The organism is Pseudomonas sp. ASL9, from assembly GCF_056680335.1.
Genome location: NZ_CM155277.1, coordinates 5,146,802 through 5,161,023, shown reverse-complemented (window position 1 = coordinate 5,161,023; position 14,222 = coordinate 5,146,802). Strand labels below are relative to the sequence as shown.

Annotated in this window: 20 protein-coding genes; all 20 read left to right on the top strand. The window is 55.9% G+C overall.

Features of this window, described 5'->3' with window-relative positions; translation table 11 throughout:
- The first annotated feature begins 45 nt into the window (after positions 1-45).
- The 20 genes from AC1ME2_RS23805 (at position 46) to AC1ME2_RS23710 (ending at position 13,689) form a co-directional block, all read left to right on the top strand.
- The gene (locus AC1ME2_RS23805; protein ID WP_480437340.1) at positions 46-174 is read left to right on the top strand and encodes a hypothetical protein; all 129 of its coding nucleotides are present in this window, start codon (positions 46-48) and stop codon (positions 172-174) included.
- A gap of 72 nt (positions 175-246) precedes the next feature.
- The gene (locus AC1ME2_RS23800; RefSeq protein ID WP_480437337.1) at positions 247-1,011 is read left to right on the top strand and encodes a hypothetical protein; all 765 of its coding nucleotides are present in this window, start codon (positions 247-249) and stop codon (positions 1,009-1,011) included.
- A gap of 51 nt (positions 1,012-1,062) precedes the next feature.
- On the top strand, positions 1,063-1,371 hold the full coding sequence (locus AC1ME2_RS23795) for a hypothetical protein (protein WP_480437335.1): 309 nt from the start codon (positions 1,063-1,065) through the stop codon (positions 1,369-1,371).
- Positions 1,372-1,993: 622 nt separating this feature from the next.
- The gene (locus AC1ME2_RS23790) at positions 1,994-2,251 is read left to right on the top strand and encodes a hypothetical protein (RefSeq protein WP_480437333.1); all 258 of its coding nucleotides are present in this window, start codon (positions 1,994-1,996) and stop codon (positions 2,249-2,251) included.
- Positions 2,252-2,489: 238 nt separating this feature from the next.
- Complete coding sequence (locus tag AC1ME2_RS23785; protein WP_447107342.1) at positions 2,490-2,717, top strand: hypothetical protein; 228 nt, start codon at positions 2,490-2,492, stop codon at positions 2,715-2,717.
- Positions 2,718-3,135: 418 nt separating this feature from the next.
- Complete coding sequence (locus AC1ME2_RS23780) at positions 3,136-4,347, top strand: hypothetical protein (protein ID WP_480437330.1); 1,212 nt, start codon at positions 3,136-3,138, stop codon at positions 4,345-4,347.
- A gap of 7 nt (positions 4,348-4,354) precedes the next feature.
- Entirely contained in the window at positions 4,355-4,501 is a 147-nt protein-coding gene (locus tag AC1ME2_RS23775; protein WP_480437328.1) for a hypothetical protein, read from the top strand.
- A 10-nt stretch (positions 4,502-4,511) separates the two neighbouring features.
- Complete coding sequence (locus AC1ME2_RS23770) at positions 4,512-5,138, top strand: DEAD/DEAH box helicase family protein (protein WP_480437326.1); 627 nt, start codon at positions 4,512-4,514, stop codon at positions 5,136-5,138.
- Between the two features lie 12 nt (positions 5,139-5,150).
- The gene (locus AC1ME2_RS23765) at positions 5,151-5,807 is read left to right on the top strand and encodes a hypothetical protein (protein ID WP_480437323.1); all 657 of its coding nucleotides are present in this window, start codon (positions 5,151-5,153) and stop codon (positions 5,805-5,807) included.
- Positions 5,808-5,864: 57 nt separating this feature from the next.
- Positions 5,865-6,575: a 3'-5' exonuclease family protein gene (locus AC1ME2_RS23760; protein ID WP_480437320.1), complete on the top strand. Its 711-nt coding sequence runs from the start codon at positions 5,865-5,867 to the stop codon at positions 6,573-6,575.
- A gap of 1 nt (position 6,576) precedes the next feature.
- Positions 6,577-6,951, top strand: coding sequence for a hypothetical protein (locus AC1ME2_RS23755; protein ID WP_480437317.1), 375 nt, complete (start codon positions 6,577-6,579; stop codon positions 6,949-6,951).
- A gap of 291 nt (positions 6,952-7,242) precedes the next feature.
- Entirely contained in the window at positions 7,243-7,596 is a 354-nt protein-coding gene (locus AC1ME2_RS23750) for a hypothetical protein (RefSeq protein WP_480437315.1), read from the top strand.
- Between the two features lie 471 nt (positions 7,597-8,067).
- Positions 8,068-9,504 (top strand): DNA cytosine methyltransferase, encoded by a 1,437-nt coding sequence (locus AC1ME2_RS23745; RefSeq protein ID WP_480437312.1) that lies wholly within the window; start codon positions 8,068-8,070, stop codon positions 9,502-9,504.
- 35 nt (positions 9,505-9,539) lie between these two features.
- Entirely contained in the window at positions 9,540-10,220 is a 681-nt protein-coding gene (locus AC1ME2_RS23740) for a hypothetical protein (RefSeq protein WP_480437310.1), read from the top strand.
- Positions 10,217-10,942: a hypothetical protein gene (locus AC1ME2_RS23735; protein WP_480437308.1), complete on the top strand. Its 726-nt coding sequence runs from the start codon at positions 10,217-10,219 to the stop codon at positions 10,940-10,942. Before AC1ME2_RS23740 ends, AC1ME2_RS23735 begins: the two co-directional genes overlap by 4 nt.
- 47 nt (positions 10,943-10,989) lie before the next feature.
- Entirely contained in the window at positions 10,990-11,484 is a 495-nt protein-coding gene (locus AC1ME2_RS23730) for a hypothetical protein (RefSeq protein WP_480437306.1), read from the top strand.
- Positions 11,485-11,530: 46 nt separating this feature from the next.
- The gene (locus AC1ME2_RS23725; RefSeq protein ID WP_480437304.1) at positions 11,531-11,719 is read left to right on the top strand and encodes a hypothetical protein; all 189 of its coding nucleotides are present in this window, start codon (positions 11,531-11,533) and stop codon (positions 11,717-11,719) included.
- 87 nt (positions 11,720-11,806) lie between these two features.
- Complete coding sequence (locus AC1ME2_RS23720; RefSeq protein ID WP_480437302.1) at positions 11,807-12,157, top strand: hypothetical protein; 351 nt, start codon at positions 11,807-11,809, stop codon at positions 12,155-12,157.
- Between the two features lie 84 nt (positions 12,158-12,241).
- On the top strand, positions 12,242-12,457 hold the full coding sequence (locus AC1ME2_RS23715; protein WP_480437299.1) for a DNA-binding protein: 216 nt from the start codon (positions 12,242-12,244) through the stop codon (positions 12,455-12,457).
- On the top strand, positions 12,454-13,689 hold the full coding sequence (locus AC1ME2_RS23710; protein WP_480437295.1) for an Arm DNA-binding domain-containing protein: 1,236 nt from the start codon (positions 12,454-12,456) through the stop codon (positions 13,687-13,689). Before AC1ME2_RS23715 ends, AC1ME2_RS23710 begins: the two co-directional genes overlap by 4 nt.
- The last annotated feature ends 533 nt before the right edge of the window (positions 13,690-14,222 follow it).

Genomic DNA, 14,222 nt, shown 5'->3' with positions numbered 1-14,222 from the left:
CAGCGCCTGTATCGGGCGCTTTCGGGAAATCACTGGAGTAAGACCATGACCACAACCTTCAATACCCTCAATCAAGCCGCTCAGTATCAGGCTGAAATGATCGAATCCGGCTTTAAAACACTGCTGCTGACAATGAGTACGAGCTTCCATGAGGTTCGGTGTTGGAAGCGGTAAGACCGAACATTTCTCATGCAGCTAGGCAACTGGCTGTATTGGAAATTAACGGATACCTACAAGGAGTACGACATGACCCAGCAGACTTTACAGGCGCTTCTGATTGAGCGCGTTTCGCTGTTCTCAGATAGCGATCGTCCGGCCGCAATCATCGACGAGCACGTCGACAAGATGTTCACTGAGGTGATCAAGGACGCTTTCGGAAAATACAACGGGCTGGGCGAGGCAGTGAAAGAGGCTGTGAAAGCCGCGCTGCCCGCAAACATCAGCGAAGTGTTTGAGCTGACCAAATACAACGCGCTGATCGCCAGCGCCTTGCGTGACAAGTGGGAAAACAGCGGTGTCGAGGCCGATATGGTGCGCCGTGCCAGCGAGGCGATTGCCGAGGTGCTGGAAGGCGAGCAGATGCCCGCAGTAATCCAGCTCAGCGACCTACTCCAAAGCTTTGTTGATGAGCATAAAGAGGATGCCGTGGAAAATCAGTGGCGGTGCCCAGATATCCGCCTGCAAGAGTCTGAATATGGCGGACTGCATATCTACTTCGATAAAACACCAAAGGAAGAATCAAGTTCCGGCTATGGATGCAGCAGCGAACGCAGCGAGTTCAGCCTGGAAAACGCCATCCACATCACTTTCGACAAGCGCGGCGCAGACAAGGATGAGAAGGGTCGGCAAGTCGGCCGGGTTTATGCCGCCAAGCTCGACGGTGAAAACATCGGCAAGAATTTCACCATGCGTAGCAAGTGGGAAAAGATGATTGCAGCCTTGTATTTCGGCAAAGCAAAAATCGTTGTCGACTGCTACGAAGATGAATTCAGCTACGACCTTTACGACTAACCATCATCGCCGCTCACCCGGCAGCCATTCACGAATAGAGGGGTAAGGGATATGAGTGAAGTAACTGTTTCGATGAGCATGACCCGCAAGGAACAGGGCGCGCTGTACATGGCTCACCTTGCGGCAAAGGACAAAATCAAGGCGCTTACGTCTGAGCGTGACGAACTGCTGAAAGGAATGACAAAGCTTGCAGCTGTTGCTCAAGACTGTGAGCAGATAGCCAGCAACTATAGCGGCTGTATCGACGGCATTGAAGAGCGTGGCGGTGATGATCACGAAGACCCAAGCTGCGCAATTTATCATCGCCTTTACTACGCGATGTTCGATGCTCGCGCCGCCATCCTCAAAGCCACCGCATAACCGCCCTATGGGCAAGAGTGCCGATCACCTGTTTCGGCAGGCTGTATCGGAGGTGGTCTTCAGTCCCGAAAGGGTCTAAGGGCGTCGAGCTGTAAGGTAATGCCCCGCGGGCCGATTGGCCGACACATGCGGCGGGGTTCGGGAACAAAGGAAGAGCACAGGGTAATTAGCCCGTGCAGCGCCTTGGACCGAAAGGCGGGCCTGGCCACAGCACTGAAGACTACCTCCGATGCAGATGAAGGCCTGGGCTGACGGGCAGGTTTAAAAACTAACAGTTCCGAGAGTGAGCGCTGACCGGCTAAGTACTATTTTATGCCCTCGCGGTACCGGCTCGTAATAACTGATATTGCGGTAGTCGAAAGACGCTGACCGCGGCATGACTCTCAACCCGGAGATCAGCACCGGACATCTGCATCGCCCCGCACCACCGCAAGCGAATCCGGGACCACTACTCAACTGAACAGTGGTCAGTCCAGATGCATCCGGGCAGCTCCGGCGCTTGCACCCCCCCCCCTTTTTTTTTCGAATCCATTACGCCAGTCCTCCCCTTGCGCCCAACGGCAGACAGCGAGCGGCTGAGGGCTGGACGAATGGATTTGGTAATCAGTGAATGGAGAGAGTTATGCAAACGTTCTGGCTCACGTTTCAAGGCAAGCCCGCTGGATGTGTCGAGGCTCCGTCCGAAGAAGAGGCGAAGGTAATTGGCGAAGCTGATCGCGGTACTCCAACACTCACCTGCGATGTCATCCCTTACCCGGCAAATCCCCGCATCAACAAGTACGTCGATCCGAAGTTTGGCGTCTGCCCTTCTTTTTGCTATTCGCCGGCCGCCTGCAAGGGTCGTCACTCCTGCGGCCAGCGCCGCTCCTGCACTGACTAACACCCACAGAATAACCGCCTCAGGAGGCAGTCATGAACCATGCAATGCATACAGGCTGGGTTGAATGGTGGCGGTACTCGCCTAGCTCTGGCGGCAGCGATATGGACGAGAGTGGCGATGCCGAGTGGGCTGCCTTATGCAAACGAAATGCAGAGCAGGCGCTGGAAGGCCGATCTGCCCGAATCAAATCAGCGATAGCGCAGATGGAAACGATCTGCCCACCAATAGGAGCTCAACCATGAGCCGGCACGACACAGCAGTGGGCATGATCGACTCGCGGATCGACAAGTTGATTGCGAGCGGCGATGACATCAGCCTGCACTCAGAAACGTCCATGGCGGTAGAGATGGCCTACGCCCTCGGCGCCATCGACTGCCTGGAGCATAAGCGCTACGGCCAGTGCCTGATGTTTATCCAGTCCCGCAACACGATGGCCTTGCTGGAAAAAATGCGGAGGTACGGATGAGCATCATTGCTGGAACATTTGAAGGAATCGCCGAAGCCCTGAGAAATCGGGGCTTCTTGTATTTGGCCGATGTGAAGTGGATCAAGCAGCCTAGCCGAGAGAATGGGCGCTGGTCTTGCGAGGTGGCGGGATGAAAAGCGTATTTCTCTGCTCGCCGACCAATAGCACAATATTCACCCGTTGCTGCGAGACGGCCATTTGCGACAATCAGGCCAACTGCCCGCGATGCGGCGAAGAGGTATATCCGGGGATAGATGCAACTGAGCATCAGCGTCGGACACAGCGCTGGGAAATGGCATACGGCCCAACGCGCCGCCGTATTACTCTGCAGTACTAGCCATTTCCGCCTGACTAAGCCGAACTCTGATCACCCAATAACTAAATTTCAAGGCTGCGCTCATCGCGGCATGGAGCCCTTATGTCCGCGACACAGCAAGTCATCACCATCGATGACATCAGCGCAGATAACGCGCCCGCGATTTACGGCCACAACAGCTTGCATCGTTATGTAGAAATAGCGCGCCAGTCCATCGTAGATGAGGCGCCTGAACTTTCTACCCTTAAAGGTCGTAAGCGCATCGCGCATTTGGCTGCCGAGGTTGCCCGATCCAAAACAGCAGTCGACAAAGCTGGTCGAGCCTACCTCAAGCGCCTCAAAGAGATGACAACACCAATCGAGGCGGAACTTAGAGTGTTCGGCGCTGAAATGGATGCGCTCAGAGATGAGGTCCGCAAGCCGCTGGATGATTGGCAGGCTGCCGAAGACAAGCGTATCGATGACCACAACGATGCTATCGATACCATCAGCGTGCTATCTGCCAATCTAGATGATCGCTCCGCAGAGGCGCTGACCCTTCTGCTTGAAGCGGCAGAGGCGGTCGTGATCAGTAAGTTGTGGGAAGAATTCGAGGCAGATGCAGCGCGTACAAAGGATGCGGTCGTCACGAAGCTCCGGCTGGCACTAGCAGCGCGAACCAAGCACGAAGCGGAACTGGCTGCAATCGCCAAGTTCAACTCCGAGCAGGCTATTCGGGACCAGCAAGAGCGCGATGCAGAGATTGCCCGCGCCGCTGTAGAGAAGGCCCGGCGTGAGGCCACTGAGGTAGCACAGGCCGAACGTGACGCTGCCGCCAAGCGTGAGCAGGCGCTGATAGATCAGGCCGCACAAGCTCAGCGTGATGCTGATCAGAAGGCTCGCGATGCTGAAGCGGTCGCTGCCAATCAGGCCCTGCAACTGAAGCTGCAAGCCGAACAGGCTGAGCGTCAGGCAGCGCAGGCCAAGGCTGATCAGTTGGCCGCCGAGCAGCGTGCAGCCCAGCAGAAAGCTGACGATGAGCGCCGTCATGCAGAAACCACTGAGCGCGCCGAGCAAGATCGACTGGCAGCCATTCAGCGCCAGGCTCAGGCAGTCGAGCAAGCGCGGCTCGATCTAATCAAGCAGCAAAACGCCGCCGCTGACGAAATCATTCGCCAGCAGGATGCTCGCGAGGCAGATAAGGCGCACAAGGCAAAGATCAATCGCGCAGCTCTAGACGCATTTGTTGCTGGCGGCATGACCGAGGGTGCAGCAAAGCAAGCCGTAATCCTGATCGCCACCCGCGTTATCCCCGGCGTCACCATCGCTTATTGAGGCATCCATGAACGCATCGCCGCAACTGGCCGCCCAGCTTGACTGGATGAAGGTCGGCGCATTCTCGCCCGAACAGTTCGATGGCGATCAGCGCAAAGAGTACGAAGCCGAGGCCGCCCGGATTGAGCGGCAATGGGATAACCAACCGCAGTAACGAGGTAGCCATGTCGACACTTTCATTGATTCTCGGCAAGTCAGGCAGCGGCAAATCAACGTCGCTGCGCAACTTTAAACCGGCAGAGGTGGCGCTGATTCAGGTCATTAAGAAGCCGCTCCCCTTCCCTGGCTCCAATACCTGGAAGCCGCTGGTTACCGATGACCACGCCAGGATCATCCACGCATCACAGAACACTAAGCGCAAGGTAATCGTGATCGACGATTACCAGTACGTACTTGCCAACGAGTTCATGCGCCGAAGCCAGGAAAAGGGCTACGACAAGTTCAACGACATCGGCCGGCACACCTGGGATGTGTTCGATGCCCTTCTAAAGCTGCCGGACGATGTTCGGGTCTACATCCTCAGTCATACCGAGGAAAGCGAGACCGGGCAAATCAAGATGAAGACCGTCGGAAAGATGCTTGACGACAAAATCACGCTGGAAGGCATGGTAACCATCGTGCTGCGCGCCGTAGTTCAGGATGGGAAGAACTACTTCGCAACACGCAATAACGGATCTGACACGACCAAGGCCCCGATGGGAATGTTCGACGACATGATCGATAACGACCTGGCCGCAGTTGATTCAGTGATCTGCGCCTACTACGAAATTCAAACCCCTATCGCCGCATAAGGAACCTGCTCAATGTTCAATCTCGACGCAAACGCCGCACGCTCAGCCGACAACAAATCTGCATTCATCGACGAGGCCGGCAAGTACATCGGCGCCTTCACTCGGGCCGAGTACATGGAGAAGTCCGAAACAGGATCTACCGGTATCGGCTTCACCTACAAGACTCGCGAGGGCGCTGAGGCGCAGTTCTATCTGAATCTGTCATACCAGCATGGAACCAAGAACGATGGCGGGCACGCAACGCTGAACGCCATCATGGCATGCATGCAGCTTCGTACAGTTGCCGCACCGCGTCCGATGGAGATCGAGAAGTGGGACAAGGATGCAGGTCAGCGCATCAAATTGAGCGTCCCAAGCTTTCCTGAGTTGGTAGGTAAACCAATTGGTCTTCTACTTCAAATGGAGATCGAAAAAAACAGCACTACCGGGCTTGAGCGCCCGACCATCTTTGCTCCATTCAGCGCCGAGTCAGAAAAGACCGCCTCCGAAATCCTCGATACCCGTAATCCTCAGCCCGCAAAGCTGGAAAAAATGGTTCAACAAGTCATGAAGAAGCCGGTCGTTGATCGTCGGCCGAAGGGCCAGGTAGCGAGCACGGGCGGCAGCTACACGGGCGGAAATGACGACTCAGCGCCACCGGCCGACTGGGACAACATCCCGTTCGATTGATAACCGACCACTACTCCCCATGGGCGCTATTGAGCGCCCTTTCTTTTGGAGCAAAGCATGAACATCTACCTGGACATTGAAACCATTCCCGGACAAGCGCTAGGCATCAAGGAGATTCTTGCCGAGCGCATTAGCGCGCCGGGCAACTACAAGAAGCCGGAAACGATTGCTGCCTGGGAGATGAACGAAAAGCCGGCGCTGGTCGACGAGGCATGGCTGAAAACCAGCTTCGACGGCGCATTCGGGCATATCGTCGTTGCGTCTATCGCTATCGGCGACGAAGCCCCAATCACCTTCTACGGCAAAGACTGGCCTAGCAGCGAGCGCGAAATCCTTTTTGGCCTGTTCAGCGCAATCGATGAGGCTGGCGGACGGGAACTGGCGGGCGGTACTCGCCAAGCCGGTAAGCCGGTGTTCATTGGGCACAACGTCCTGAACTTCGACCTTCGCTTCATCTTCCAGCGCGCCGTGATGCTGGGCATTCGCCCGCCAGCCTGCATCCCGTTTGATGCCAAGCCATGGGGCTCGGAAGTGTTCGACACCATGACGGCCTGGGCCGGGGCGCGTGGCACGGTAAGCCTGGACAAGCTCTGTAAGGTGTTCGGTATCGCAACAAAGGGTAGCGAGATCGATGATGAGATCGACGGCAGCAAGGTTTGGGAGTTTGTGAAATCCGGCCGTATTGATGATGTTGCCAAGTACTGCGCGGGTGACGTTGAGCGCGTTCGTGAAATCCATAAGCGCCTGACTTTTGCGCGAGCTGCCTGACATGGACCCACTTATCCAAGAAGGCGCTCAGCGCCAATCACAACTGGAGGTCGCGAAAGCGGCCTTCCTTCTTTCTGGTGGATCGATAAAGCCATGCGTCCAAGGCGAAACCAAGCAGATAGGGCCGAGCATGTGGAATACCGCGATCACCCGCCGAAAGGATGCGCGCCGAGAATTCGAACGCCTAGAAGCGACTTACGCGGACCTCATTCGGGACCATGCAGCGCTATCGACCGACCTTGGCGTGATTCGCCGGACGCCCATTCAGGTGCGCAATAAGCTGCGCGAGCTCGGCATAAAGCTGACGACGCCTCAAGTTGAGCAGATCTCCGCGAAGTACCGAGTGTTACTTTCGGAAATCGGGAAACAGCGTTGAAGCGCCTAAACACAAAGGTCCGGCAACGCAAACGACAGACATGGCTGGCAATACCGGCCAGTGGGATAGAGGAGTTAGCGCGTGTCGATAACCAGAAACCACACGCACCACCGGTGCGGAATCTCTCACCATGCAGCAAAGCTCACCAGTGAGCAGGTCAAGGAAATGCGCAAGAGGTACGAAGCCGAGAAATTCAGCTACGCCCGGCTGGCGCGAATATTCAGCTGCGGCATATCAACGGCCCGCGACATCGTGCTGTATCGCACTCGCTGGAATGGGTAGGAGGTTGAAATGGCAGTAGAAGCACCATCAGCAGAGGCGCTGAAGCAGCAGAAAAAGCGAGCCAAGAAGGCGGCAGAGGATGCGGCCAACGAGGTGGAGAAAATTCAAGTTGAAGTAGCTGGTGGATTCAAGGCTGAAATCAAGCGCCTGATGAAAGCACATGGCTTCAATAATCAGCAGGAGATTTACCAGAACCTGATGCGCAACTTGCTGGCCGCAGACTTCGACGAGCAAGCAGAGATGCTCAAGTGCATAACGACACCTTTCGAGATAACGCAAAAGGTGTCACACGCTTTTACGCAAGAAAGCCTCGAAGAGCTGCGCAAGAATCCTGACGACCTTCCGCAGCACATGACGCAATAACCCCCCCCCCTATTTTTGTCGCATCCAGTCATTGGAGGGCGGCGCCTGACTGGAAATCAATATGAGCACATTCGCAGTGTTTGGCATGACTCGCGCCGTCGCCCTGGCCGAGTCAAAAAAAACGCACAAAAGGCACCCGCAAGAATCTTCAGGCACCAGGTAGTGTCGAGCAAATCCCTCTGGCTGAGTGGCTGGCCCTGGTCGAGAAAAAGGCCGACCAAATAATGGGGGGGGGGGTACGGCTCGCCAGCTGTCGCCACTCTTTGACGCGCCACAGTACGCCGAGCAGTTCATCGAGCTGGCTCGCAAAACAATCCAGTGCCGCGATATGCGGATCAGGTCAAAGAGCGTTCTGACCGACGCCCAGGGTAAGCCAATCATCAACCCGAAGACGAAAGCACCAAAGGTCGGGTTCGCCGACTGGGTGCCGAATAAATCCGAACAGGCCGCCTGACCCTTATAGGAAATCCCGTGATCACCTACGGAAGCATTTGCAGCGGCATTGAAGCCGCAACCGCTGCCTGGCATCCGCTAGGCATGAGACCTGTCTGGTTCGCTGAGATTGAGCCCTTCCCTTCAGCGGTTCTTGCGCATCATTACCCGAGCACTCCGAACCACGGAGATATGACGAAGCTTGCCGCCCTGGTGCTGACTGGAAAGATCGAAGCGCCAGATGTACTGGTCGGCGGGACGCCATGCCAGGCATTCAGCGTGGCCGGCATGCGCCAAGGGATGCTTGATCCTCGCGGCGCCCTAACCATCAAATATGTGGAGCTTGCAGATGCAGTTGACCATGTTCGAATCGCCCGCGGCGATGATGAAACCATTGTCGTTTGGGAAAACGTCCCCGGCGTCCTTTCCGATAAAGGCAACGCCTTCGGATGCTTTCTTGGTGCGCTTGCTGGGGAAGGCTGCGAACTGCAGCCTTCAGGGAAAAGATGGGCAGACGCTGGTTGTGTGTATGGACCCAAAAGAACAATCGCATGGCGGATCTTGGACGCCCAATATTTCGGCTTGGCCCAACGACGCCGTCGTGTGTTCGTTGTCGCAAGTGCTCGAAGAGGATTCGATCCCGTCGAGGTACTTTTTGAGCGAGAAGGCGTGCGCCGGGATTCTGCGCCGCGCCGAGGCGAGGGGTCGGACGTTACCGGAACAGCTCCTTTCGGCCCTGCGCTCCAGTGCGGATGCGGAAACGTCTTTGGCGAAGAGCTTGGCGCTTACGGCTGCATGAATTGCGAGGGCGAAGACGGCCCGGCGGTCAGTATGTTTGGCGGTATACCGGCGTTCGGCTCTGGTAACGGCAGTTCAATCGAGCGATCCGGCACGCTGACTGCAAAGGATGCTCGGCTCGACTTCGATAGCGAAACGTTCTTTGTACAGCCGGTAGCGGCGCTGACTGCCTGCGGTGTCGGGACTTGCGGCGCTGACGACAATCAGGCTCAAGCTGGGCATTTGATCGCTGGAACGCTTAACGCCAACGGCAAAGCGGCAGGCAGCGCAACCAATCAAGACGCCGAAGCTGGACTGCTCGTCGTACACGGCACGCAAGACCCTGGCGTTAGCAGTTCGCTCGCCTTTGCCTTGGGCAGGAATAGCGGGCAGGAAAATGCACTGTTCTGCCGTGATGTCGCCCAGACCGTTACCAGCAACTATGGCAAGCAGGTCGACAACACTGATTCCGCCCTGGGCCCCAATGTTGTTTCTGCGGCCAGTTCGGTTCGCCGACTCACGCCCACCGAATGCGAGCGACTCCAAGGCTTTCCCGACAATTACACGCGAATCCCCTGGCGAAACAAACCCGCCAGCGAATGCCCGGACGGTCCTCGTTACAAGGCTATTGGCAACAGTAAAGCCGTCCCCGTCGTTCGATGGCTCGGCATGAGGATTCAGCGGCAACTCGAATCCTAACCCCCCCCCTACCCCACTTTGCCTTGGAGATATTTATGAGTGATGAGCCAGTTACATCGCCAGAAGGCGTTATGGAAAAGTACGAATGCATCGTTCTGATTGATGCGAGCGCGTCGTTCGTGGTGGAGGCTACCTCTCCGGAAGATGCCGCAGAAAAAGCGGAAAGTATGGCTTGCGAGTCTGGAGTGGGATCGCTATGCCATCAGTGTTCGAGCACGACAGAAACTGGCGATGCATATGCAGTCATTGTTTATCAGGATGACGACATGGTTTTGGATACTGACCACAGAACCTCTGTTCTAAATGCCGCACTGGCCCGCGAGGCCGCGCTGCGGGAACTGAGCGTCACCAACATTCTGATGGATGTGTTGCCCGGCTTTGATGGCATGGGCGAGGAGATTTACGCGAAATCGGTCGCCGACGTTCAGCTACTGATTAGCAATCTTTACCTGAAGGCTGAAGATCTTGAGGAAAGCCTGACCATCGCCGAGCAGCGGAATGCGGTCTGCAATGCTGAAATAGTTGCAATGGTGGAAAGTGCTTTGCGCCGGTCTTTCTCCCTTGGACAATTTTACTGGCAGCAAGCTGATTCCGATTCGACCTGCCAGCAAAACAAGTCAGACCAGACTATGGAAACTCAGTCTCAGCACATTCTGAACGTCATCAAGTCGATTAATGACCTGACCAAGCCCACCGAATCGGGAGCAAGCGAATGAGCAGTAAAATTGAATTCAAGCGTGAAGTTCGTTACGCCGTTATTAAGTACAGCCAGCTAACAGAGGGCCAACTTGGGTTCTTGAAAGACTGCATTCATGGCGAAGGTATCCCGACGGTTGAATGCGTGGTAGTCGAGTCCGACTGGCCAGAATACGAAACTGTTTGGGGAATGCTCGGAAATCGGTGTGCCTGGCACTTAAACCCTATCGACTGGGAGGCTGAGGGAGTAGATCCTGCGCCAGTATTGAGCGCCGCCCCTGTCGTTGAGCGGCAGCGACCTAAGTGGATGGATGAACCGTTTGCGGTAGCTGCGAGAGGCGAGCCGCCCGAACTCGCCGAACTGCAAGCCACCATAACCAGACTTGAAAGCGAGGCCGTATATTCAGCGGCGGGATTCCAGGCTGCGAAGGATGAGATAGAGCAGCTTAAGGGTGGGCAGGGCGAGCCGGTGGCGTTACCGGCCAAGAAGTATCCGAAGGACTGGAACAAGTCTGCTTTGCGTATGGCGAACATGGAATATATGGATGCCTATAACGAAGCTATCGACGATATTGCCAAACTTGGGCCGCTCTACCGCCATCCAGCCGAGCAGCCCGCGCCGGTTGCGGTGGTGCTGCCAGAGCGAAGAGCACTCGACAAGCATGACTCCGATGTAGGAGTTGCATTTGATAATGGATTCAATCACTGCATCGACGAAGTAACCCGCCTCAACATCAAGTAACCCCTCCCCCAATTCAAAGTCAGCCGCTACAGCGGTAAGGAACCCCTATGCTCGATGCAAACATCCACCACTCACTGGGCACGCTCACTGCAAGCCAGATGGCCAAGCTGCTGGTGATGCATCACGGAATCGATGCCTTCAGCTACAAGTACGATAGCCTGCGCGATGCGCCAAATGGCCTCGTTACGCTTGAAGATTTGGCGTCCATGTCCGGCGAGGATCTAGATCAGCTTTACGATGAGAGCTCGCACGATGACGCGGTGAACGAGGTGCGTTACAGCGCAGTGGACGCCCCTGGAGTTCCGTCTTGGTGCCACTACAGTTGGGAGCGCAGCTACGAGGTCGATGTGAAGGCCTTCATCCTGCCCGATGGTCGCGCTCTCGCCTTTTGTGAAATGAGCGGCGGCGGCAAGCACGGCGAGCCAGGCGCCTACCCCTGGGTTGAAGAGGCCAAATTCATCAAGGTCTCCGGCGTCGAAGAGCGCGTAATCAAGACTTACAAGTTCGAGGATATTCCAGAAGCCTCAGGGGTGACCCCATGATCGCCCTCACCTACATGGCCTGGCTAATCTGCACGTGGATGCGGCGATGATCCCTCGCAAAGGCTTCATCCGGCGCAAGGTCGAAGCCGCTCTGATCCGCCTGGTTATCGCAATCCTGATGGGTCGTAACGTCACACGGTCCCTTGTTGTGTCGCGCCGCGACAACAACGCCATGTGGTACATGGCCGAATCGCTTCAAGGCATCGCCAAGCGCATCAGCAAGGGCTACCCGTAGCAGCACCCGCCGAATTTAATCAGCTGTAAACCCAAACTTTACAACTCAACCAGCCTGCCGGTGAATGGCGGGCGAGGAATTACACGCATGAAAATTACCACTGGCGGCTCAAGCGTCACTATCGACGGGCGCACTTTTACCGGGCGCAACATCAGCATCAGCGGAGATAAGGTCGTAATCGATGGGGTAACGCAGAGCGGAACGCTGACTGGCCCGATCAGCGTCGTCGTGAATGGAAGCGTCGAATCAGTTGAAACGACTGCAGGCGATATTCAAGTTACCGGCAGCGCCGGGAAAGTAAAGACAGTCAGCGGAGACGTACGTTGCGGAGACGTACAGGGCGACGTCGGCACGATTTCTGGTGACGTTGAGTGCGGGGTCGTGGCTGGCAGCGTCAAGACAACGTCAGGCGACATCATTAGCCGCTCGAAACGCTAATCCAATTCCCACCTTCTGCCGCCACGCGCGGCATGGAGCAGTACGTTTCCGATCTGCAGCAATCAATCTTTCGAGGACATCACTATGGCGACTGCACAGAAAATCGAGTATCAAACGCACCCTGGCGCATGGTTCCGTCAGGAACTGCTTATGCCTATCTTTGGCATAAGCACCGAGGCGGCGCGCAAGTATCGCTCTGGCGGTCTATGGCTGGAGGGCAAGCAGTGGCGCAAAGATCCGGCCAATCGTGTCGTTTACAGTCGCAACGCAATCGAAACCTGGATGGAAGGGAAGCCATGAAAGACCAGTTGCCGTCAGGTGTCGAGATACAGGGCAACATGCTTCGAATCTCGTTCTACCTAAACGGACAACGGTGCAAGGAGCCGCTGACCGGGCTTATAAAAATCAACAAGGCGGCGATTGCTTATGCCGACAACAAGCGCCGGACCATCCTGGCCGAGATCAAGGAGGGGCGATTTGATTACATCGCCCACTTCCCCGAATCATCCAAGGCGATTGCGCTATCTGGGCGATCCGGGGGCGACTCAAAACGCACCGTCGCAGAAGGGGTTGCGCGCTGGATGGAAGTTCAGCTAGCCAAGAAGGCGTCCAGCACCAGCAAGAATTATCAGTACAAGGCAAACCACGTTACCGAGAAGTTCGGCAAGCAGCGCATCGCCGAGATCAACAAAAGCGACTTCGAACTGTTCCAGGTGCAGCTACTGAAAAAAGGCCTGGCACCAAAAACGGTAAACGATATTTTTACCGTGGTGCGCGGTGTCTGGGGCGATGCTTTTTCCGACGGCGTGATCAAGTCGAACCCACTGGATCGCATCAAGAATATCGAGCGCGACTCAGACGAGGATAGTGCCGACCCATTCACCCGGGACGAGATCGAGAAGCTGAGCGAAATCAAACTTACTCGGCAGCAGGACATCAACATGATTCTGTTCGACTGCTGGGCTGGGCTATCAGTGTCAGAGCTTATTGCATTGGCCTGGGAGGATGTCGATTTGGAGGCGGGCACGATTATGGTTCGTCGGGCCCGGGTGAACACGGAATACAAAGTTCCGAAGGAGAAAAGTCGCGCGAGGCGGGTTGAGCTTATCGATCCTGCGATTGAATACTTACGCCGCCAGCACCCAATCACCAGTCAGTTGGCGTCGACAGCGATCGATGTCGTGCAGCGCGACAACATCACCATCAAGCGCGAGAACGTGACGTTTGTGTTTCGCAACGGGCAAAGCCATATGCCGTGGCATGCCTCAAGTGTTGGCAGGTGGTTTGCCGATCACCTGAAAAAGGTCGGTGTCCGGCACCGAGGGCCGAACCAATGCCGTCACACATTTGCCAGCCAGGCGCTGTCGAGTTACGTGCCCGTCGAATGGGTTGCTCGACAACTAGGCCATACCGACACCACAATGGTGAAGAAGCATTACGGCCGATGGATTCCGAGCGACACCAAAAGCCTCGCCGGGCTGGTTTCGCAGATGATGGGGTTCCGCGCCGACGCGCCAATCATCATTGGGTAAGCCTAGGACCGTTTTAGGACCAAATGCACGCCTACGCATACCGCTATGCGCCGCACAGTTAAATCTAGCGTCAGTGTTTAGCGGCGTGCAGCGGCATACAGGTACGAGTAAAAGGGTTCGAATCCCTCCCTCACCGCCATATTAGAAACACGCTAAAGCCCTGACTTTCCCTGTGAAAGTCGGGGCTTTTTCGTTTCTGCCTGTTTATTTAGGGCATTTTCAGGGCAAAAAAGACGACGAATTTCAGCCCGGGCTGAACCGTTTTAGGCGCCGCCCCTCCCCCGGTGTCCTGTCGACTGAACACAAGCCACTAAAGCCCGCCATCAGCACATACTCATCACGTAGCGGCATAATGCATCCACACGACTAACAATAAATCGCATACCTGATATGTGCAGAGCTTCGCCTTGCAAGCAACAGAGTTTACTACTCGAGCTCGGCTCGCATCGAGACTGATAAGCCCAAGGTCAACACTCCTCCTTCAGGTTGTTCAATCAGATTGAGGGGCCGGCTGAATCAATGGATCAGCTCAC

Bases quoted from the DNA above. Each gene is read 5' to 3' on its own strand.
- AC1ME2_RS23805 (WP_480437340.1), top strand. From the start codon at position 46: ATGACCACAACCTTCAATACCCTCAATCAAGCCGCTCAGTATCAGGCT.
- AC1ME2_RS23800 (WP_480437337.1), top strand. From the start codon at position 247: ATGACCCAGCAGACTTTACAGGCGCTTCTGATTGAGCGCGTTTCGCTG.
- AC1ME2_RS23795 (WP_480437335.1), top strand. From the start codon at position 1,063: ATGAGTGAAGTAACTGTTTCGATGAGCATGACCCGCAAGGAACAGGGC.
- AC1ME2_RS23790 (WP_480437333.1), top strand. From the start codon at position 1,994: ATGCAAACGTTCTGGCTCACGTTTCAAGGCAAGCCCGCTGGATGTGTC.
- AC1ME2_RS23785 (WP_447107342.1), top strand. From the start codon at position 2,490: ATGAGCCGGCACGACACAGCAGTGGGCATGATCGACTCGCGGATCGAC.
- AC1ME2_RS23780 (WP_480437330.1), top strand. From the start codon at position 3,136: ATGTCCGCGACACAGCAAGTCATCACCATCGATGACATCAGCGCAGAT.
- AC1ME2_RS23775 (WP_480437328.1), top strand. From the start codon at position 4,355: ATGAACGCATCGCCGCAACTGGCCGCCCAGCTTGACTGGATGAAGGTC.
- AC1ME2_RS23770 (WP_480437326.1), top strand. From the start codon at position 4,512: ATGTCGACACTTTCATTGATTCTCGGCAAGTCAGGCAGCGGCAAATCA.
- AC1ME2_RS23765 (WP_480437323.1), top strand. From the start codon at position 5,151: ATGTTCAATCTCGACGCAAACGCCGCACGCTCAGCCGACAACAAATCT.
- AC1ME2_RS23760 (WP_480437320.1), top strand. From the start codon at position 5,865: ATGAACATCTACCTGGACATTGAAACCATTCCCGGACAAGCGCTAGGC.
- AC1ME2_RS23755 (WP_480437317.1), top strand. From the start codon at position 6,577: ATGGACCCACTTATCCAAGAAGGCGCTCAGCGCCAATCACAACTGGAG.
- AC1ME2_RS23750 (WP_480437315.1), top strand. From the start codon at position 7,243: ATGGCAGTAGAAGCACCATCAGCAGAGGCGCTGAAGCAGCAGAAAAAG.
- AC1ME2_RS23740 (WP_480437310.1), top strand. From the start codon at position 9,540: ATGAGTGATGAGCCAGTTACATCGCCAGAAGGCGTTATGGAAAAGTAC.
- AC1ME2_RS23735 (WP_480437308.1), top strand. From the start codon at position 10,217: ATGAGCAGTAAAATTGAATTCAAGCGTGAAGTTCGTTACGCCGTTATT.
- AC1ME2_RS23730 (WP_480437306.1), top strand. From the start codon at position 10,990: ATGCTCGATGCAAACATCCACCACTCACTGGGCACGCTCACTGCAAGC.
- AC1ME2_RS23725 (WP_480437304.1), top strand. From the start codon at position 11,531: ATGATCCCTCGCAAAGGCTTCATCCGGCGCAAGGTCGAAGCCGCTCTG.
- AC1ME2_RS23720 (WP_480437302.1), top strand. From the start codon at position 11,807: ATGAAAATTACCACTGGCGGCTCAAGCGTCACTATCGACGGGCGCACT.
- AC1ME2_RS23715 (WP_480437299.1), top strand. From the start codon at position 12,242: ATGGCGACTGCACAGAAAATCGAGTATCAAACGCACCCTGGCGCATGG.
- AC1ME2_RS23710 (WP_480437295.1), top strand. From the start codon at position 12,454: ATGAAAGACCAGTTGCCGTCAGGTGTCGAGATACAGGGCAACATGCTT.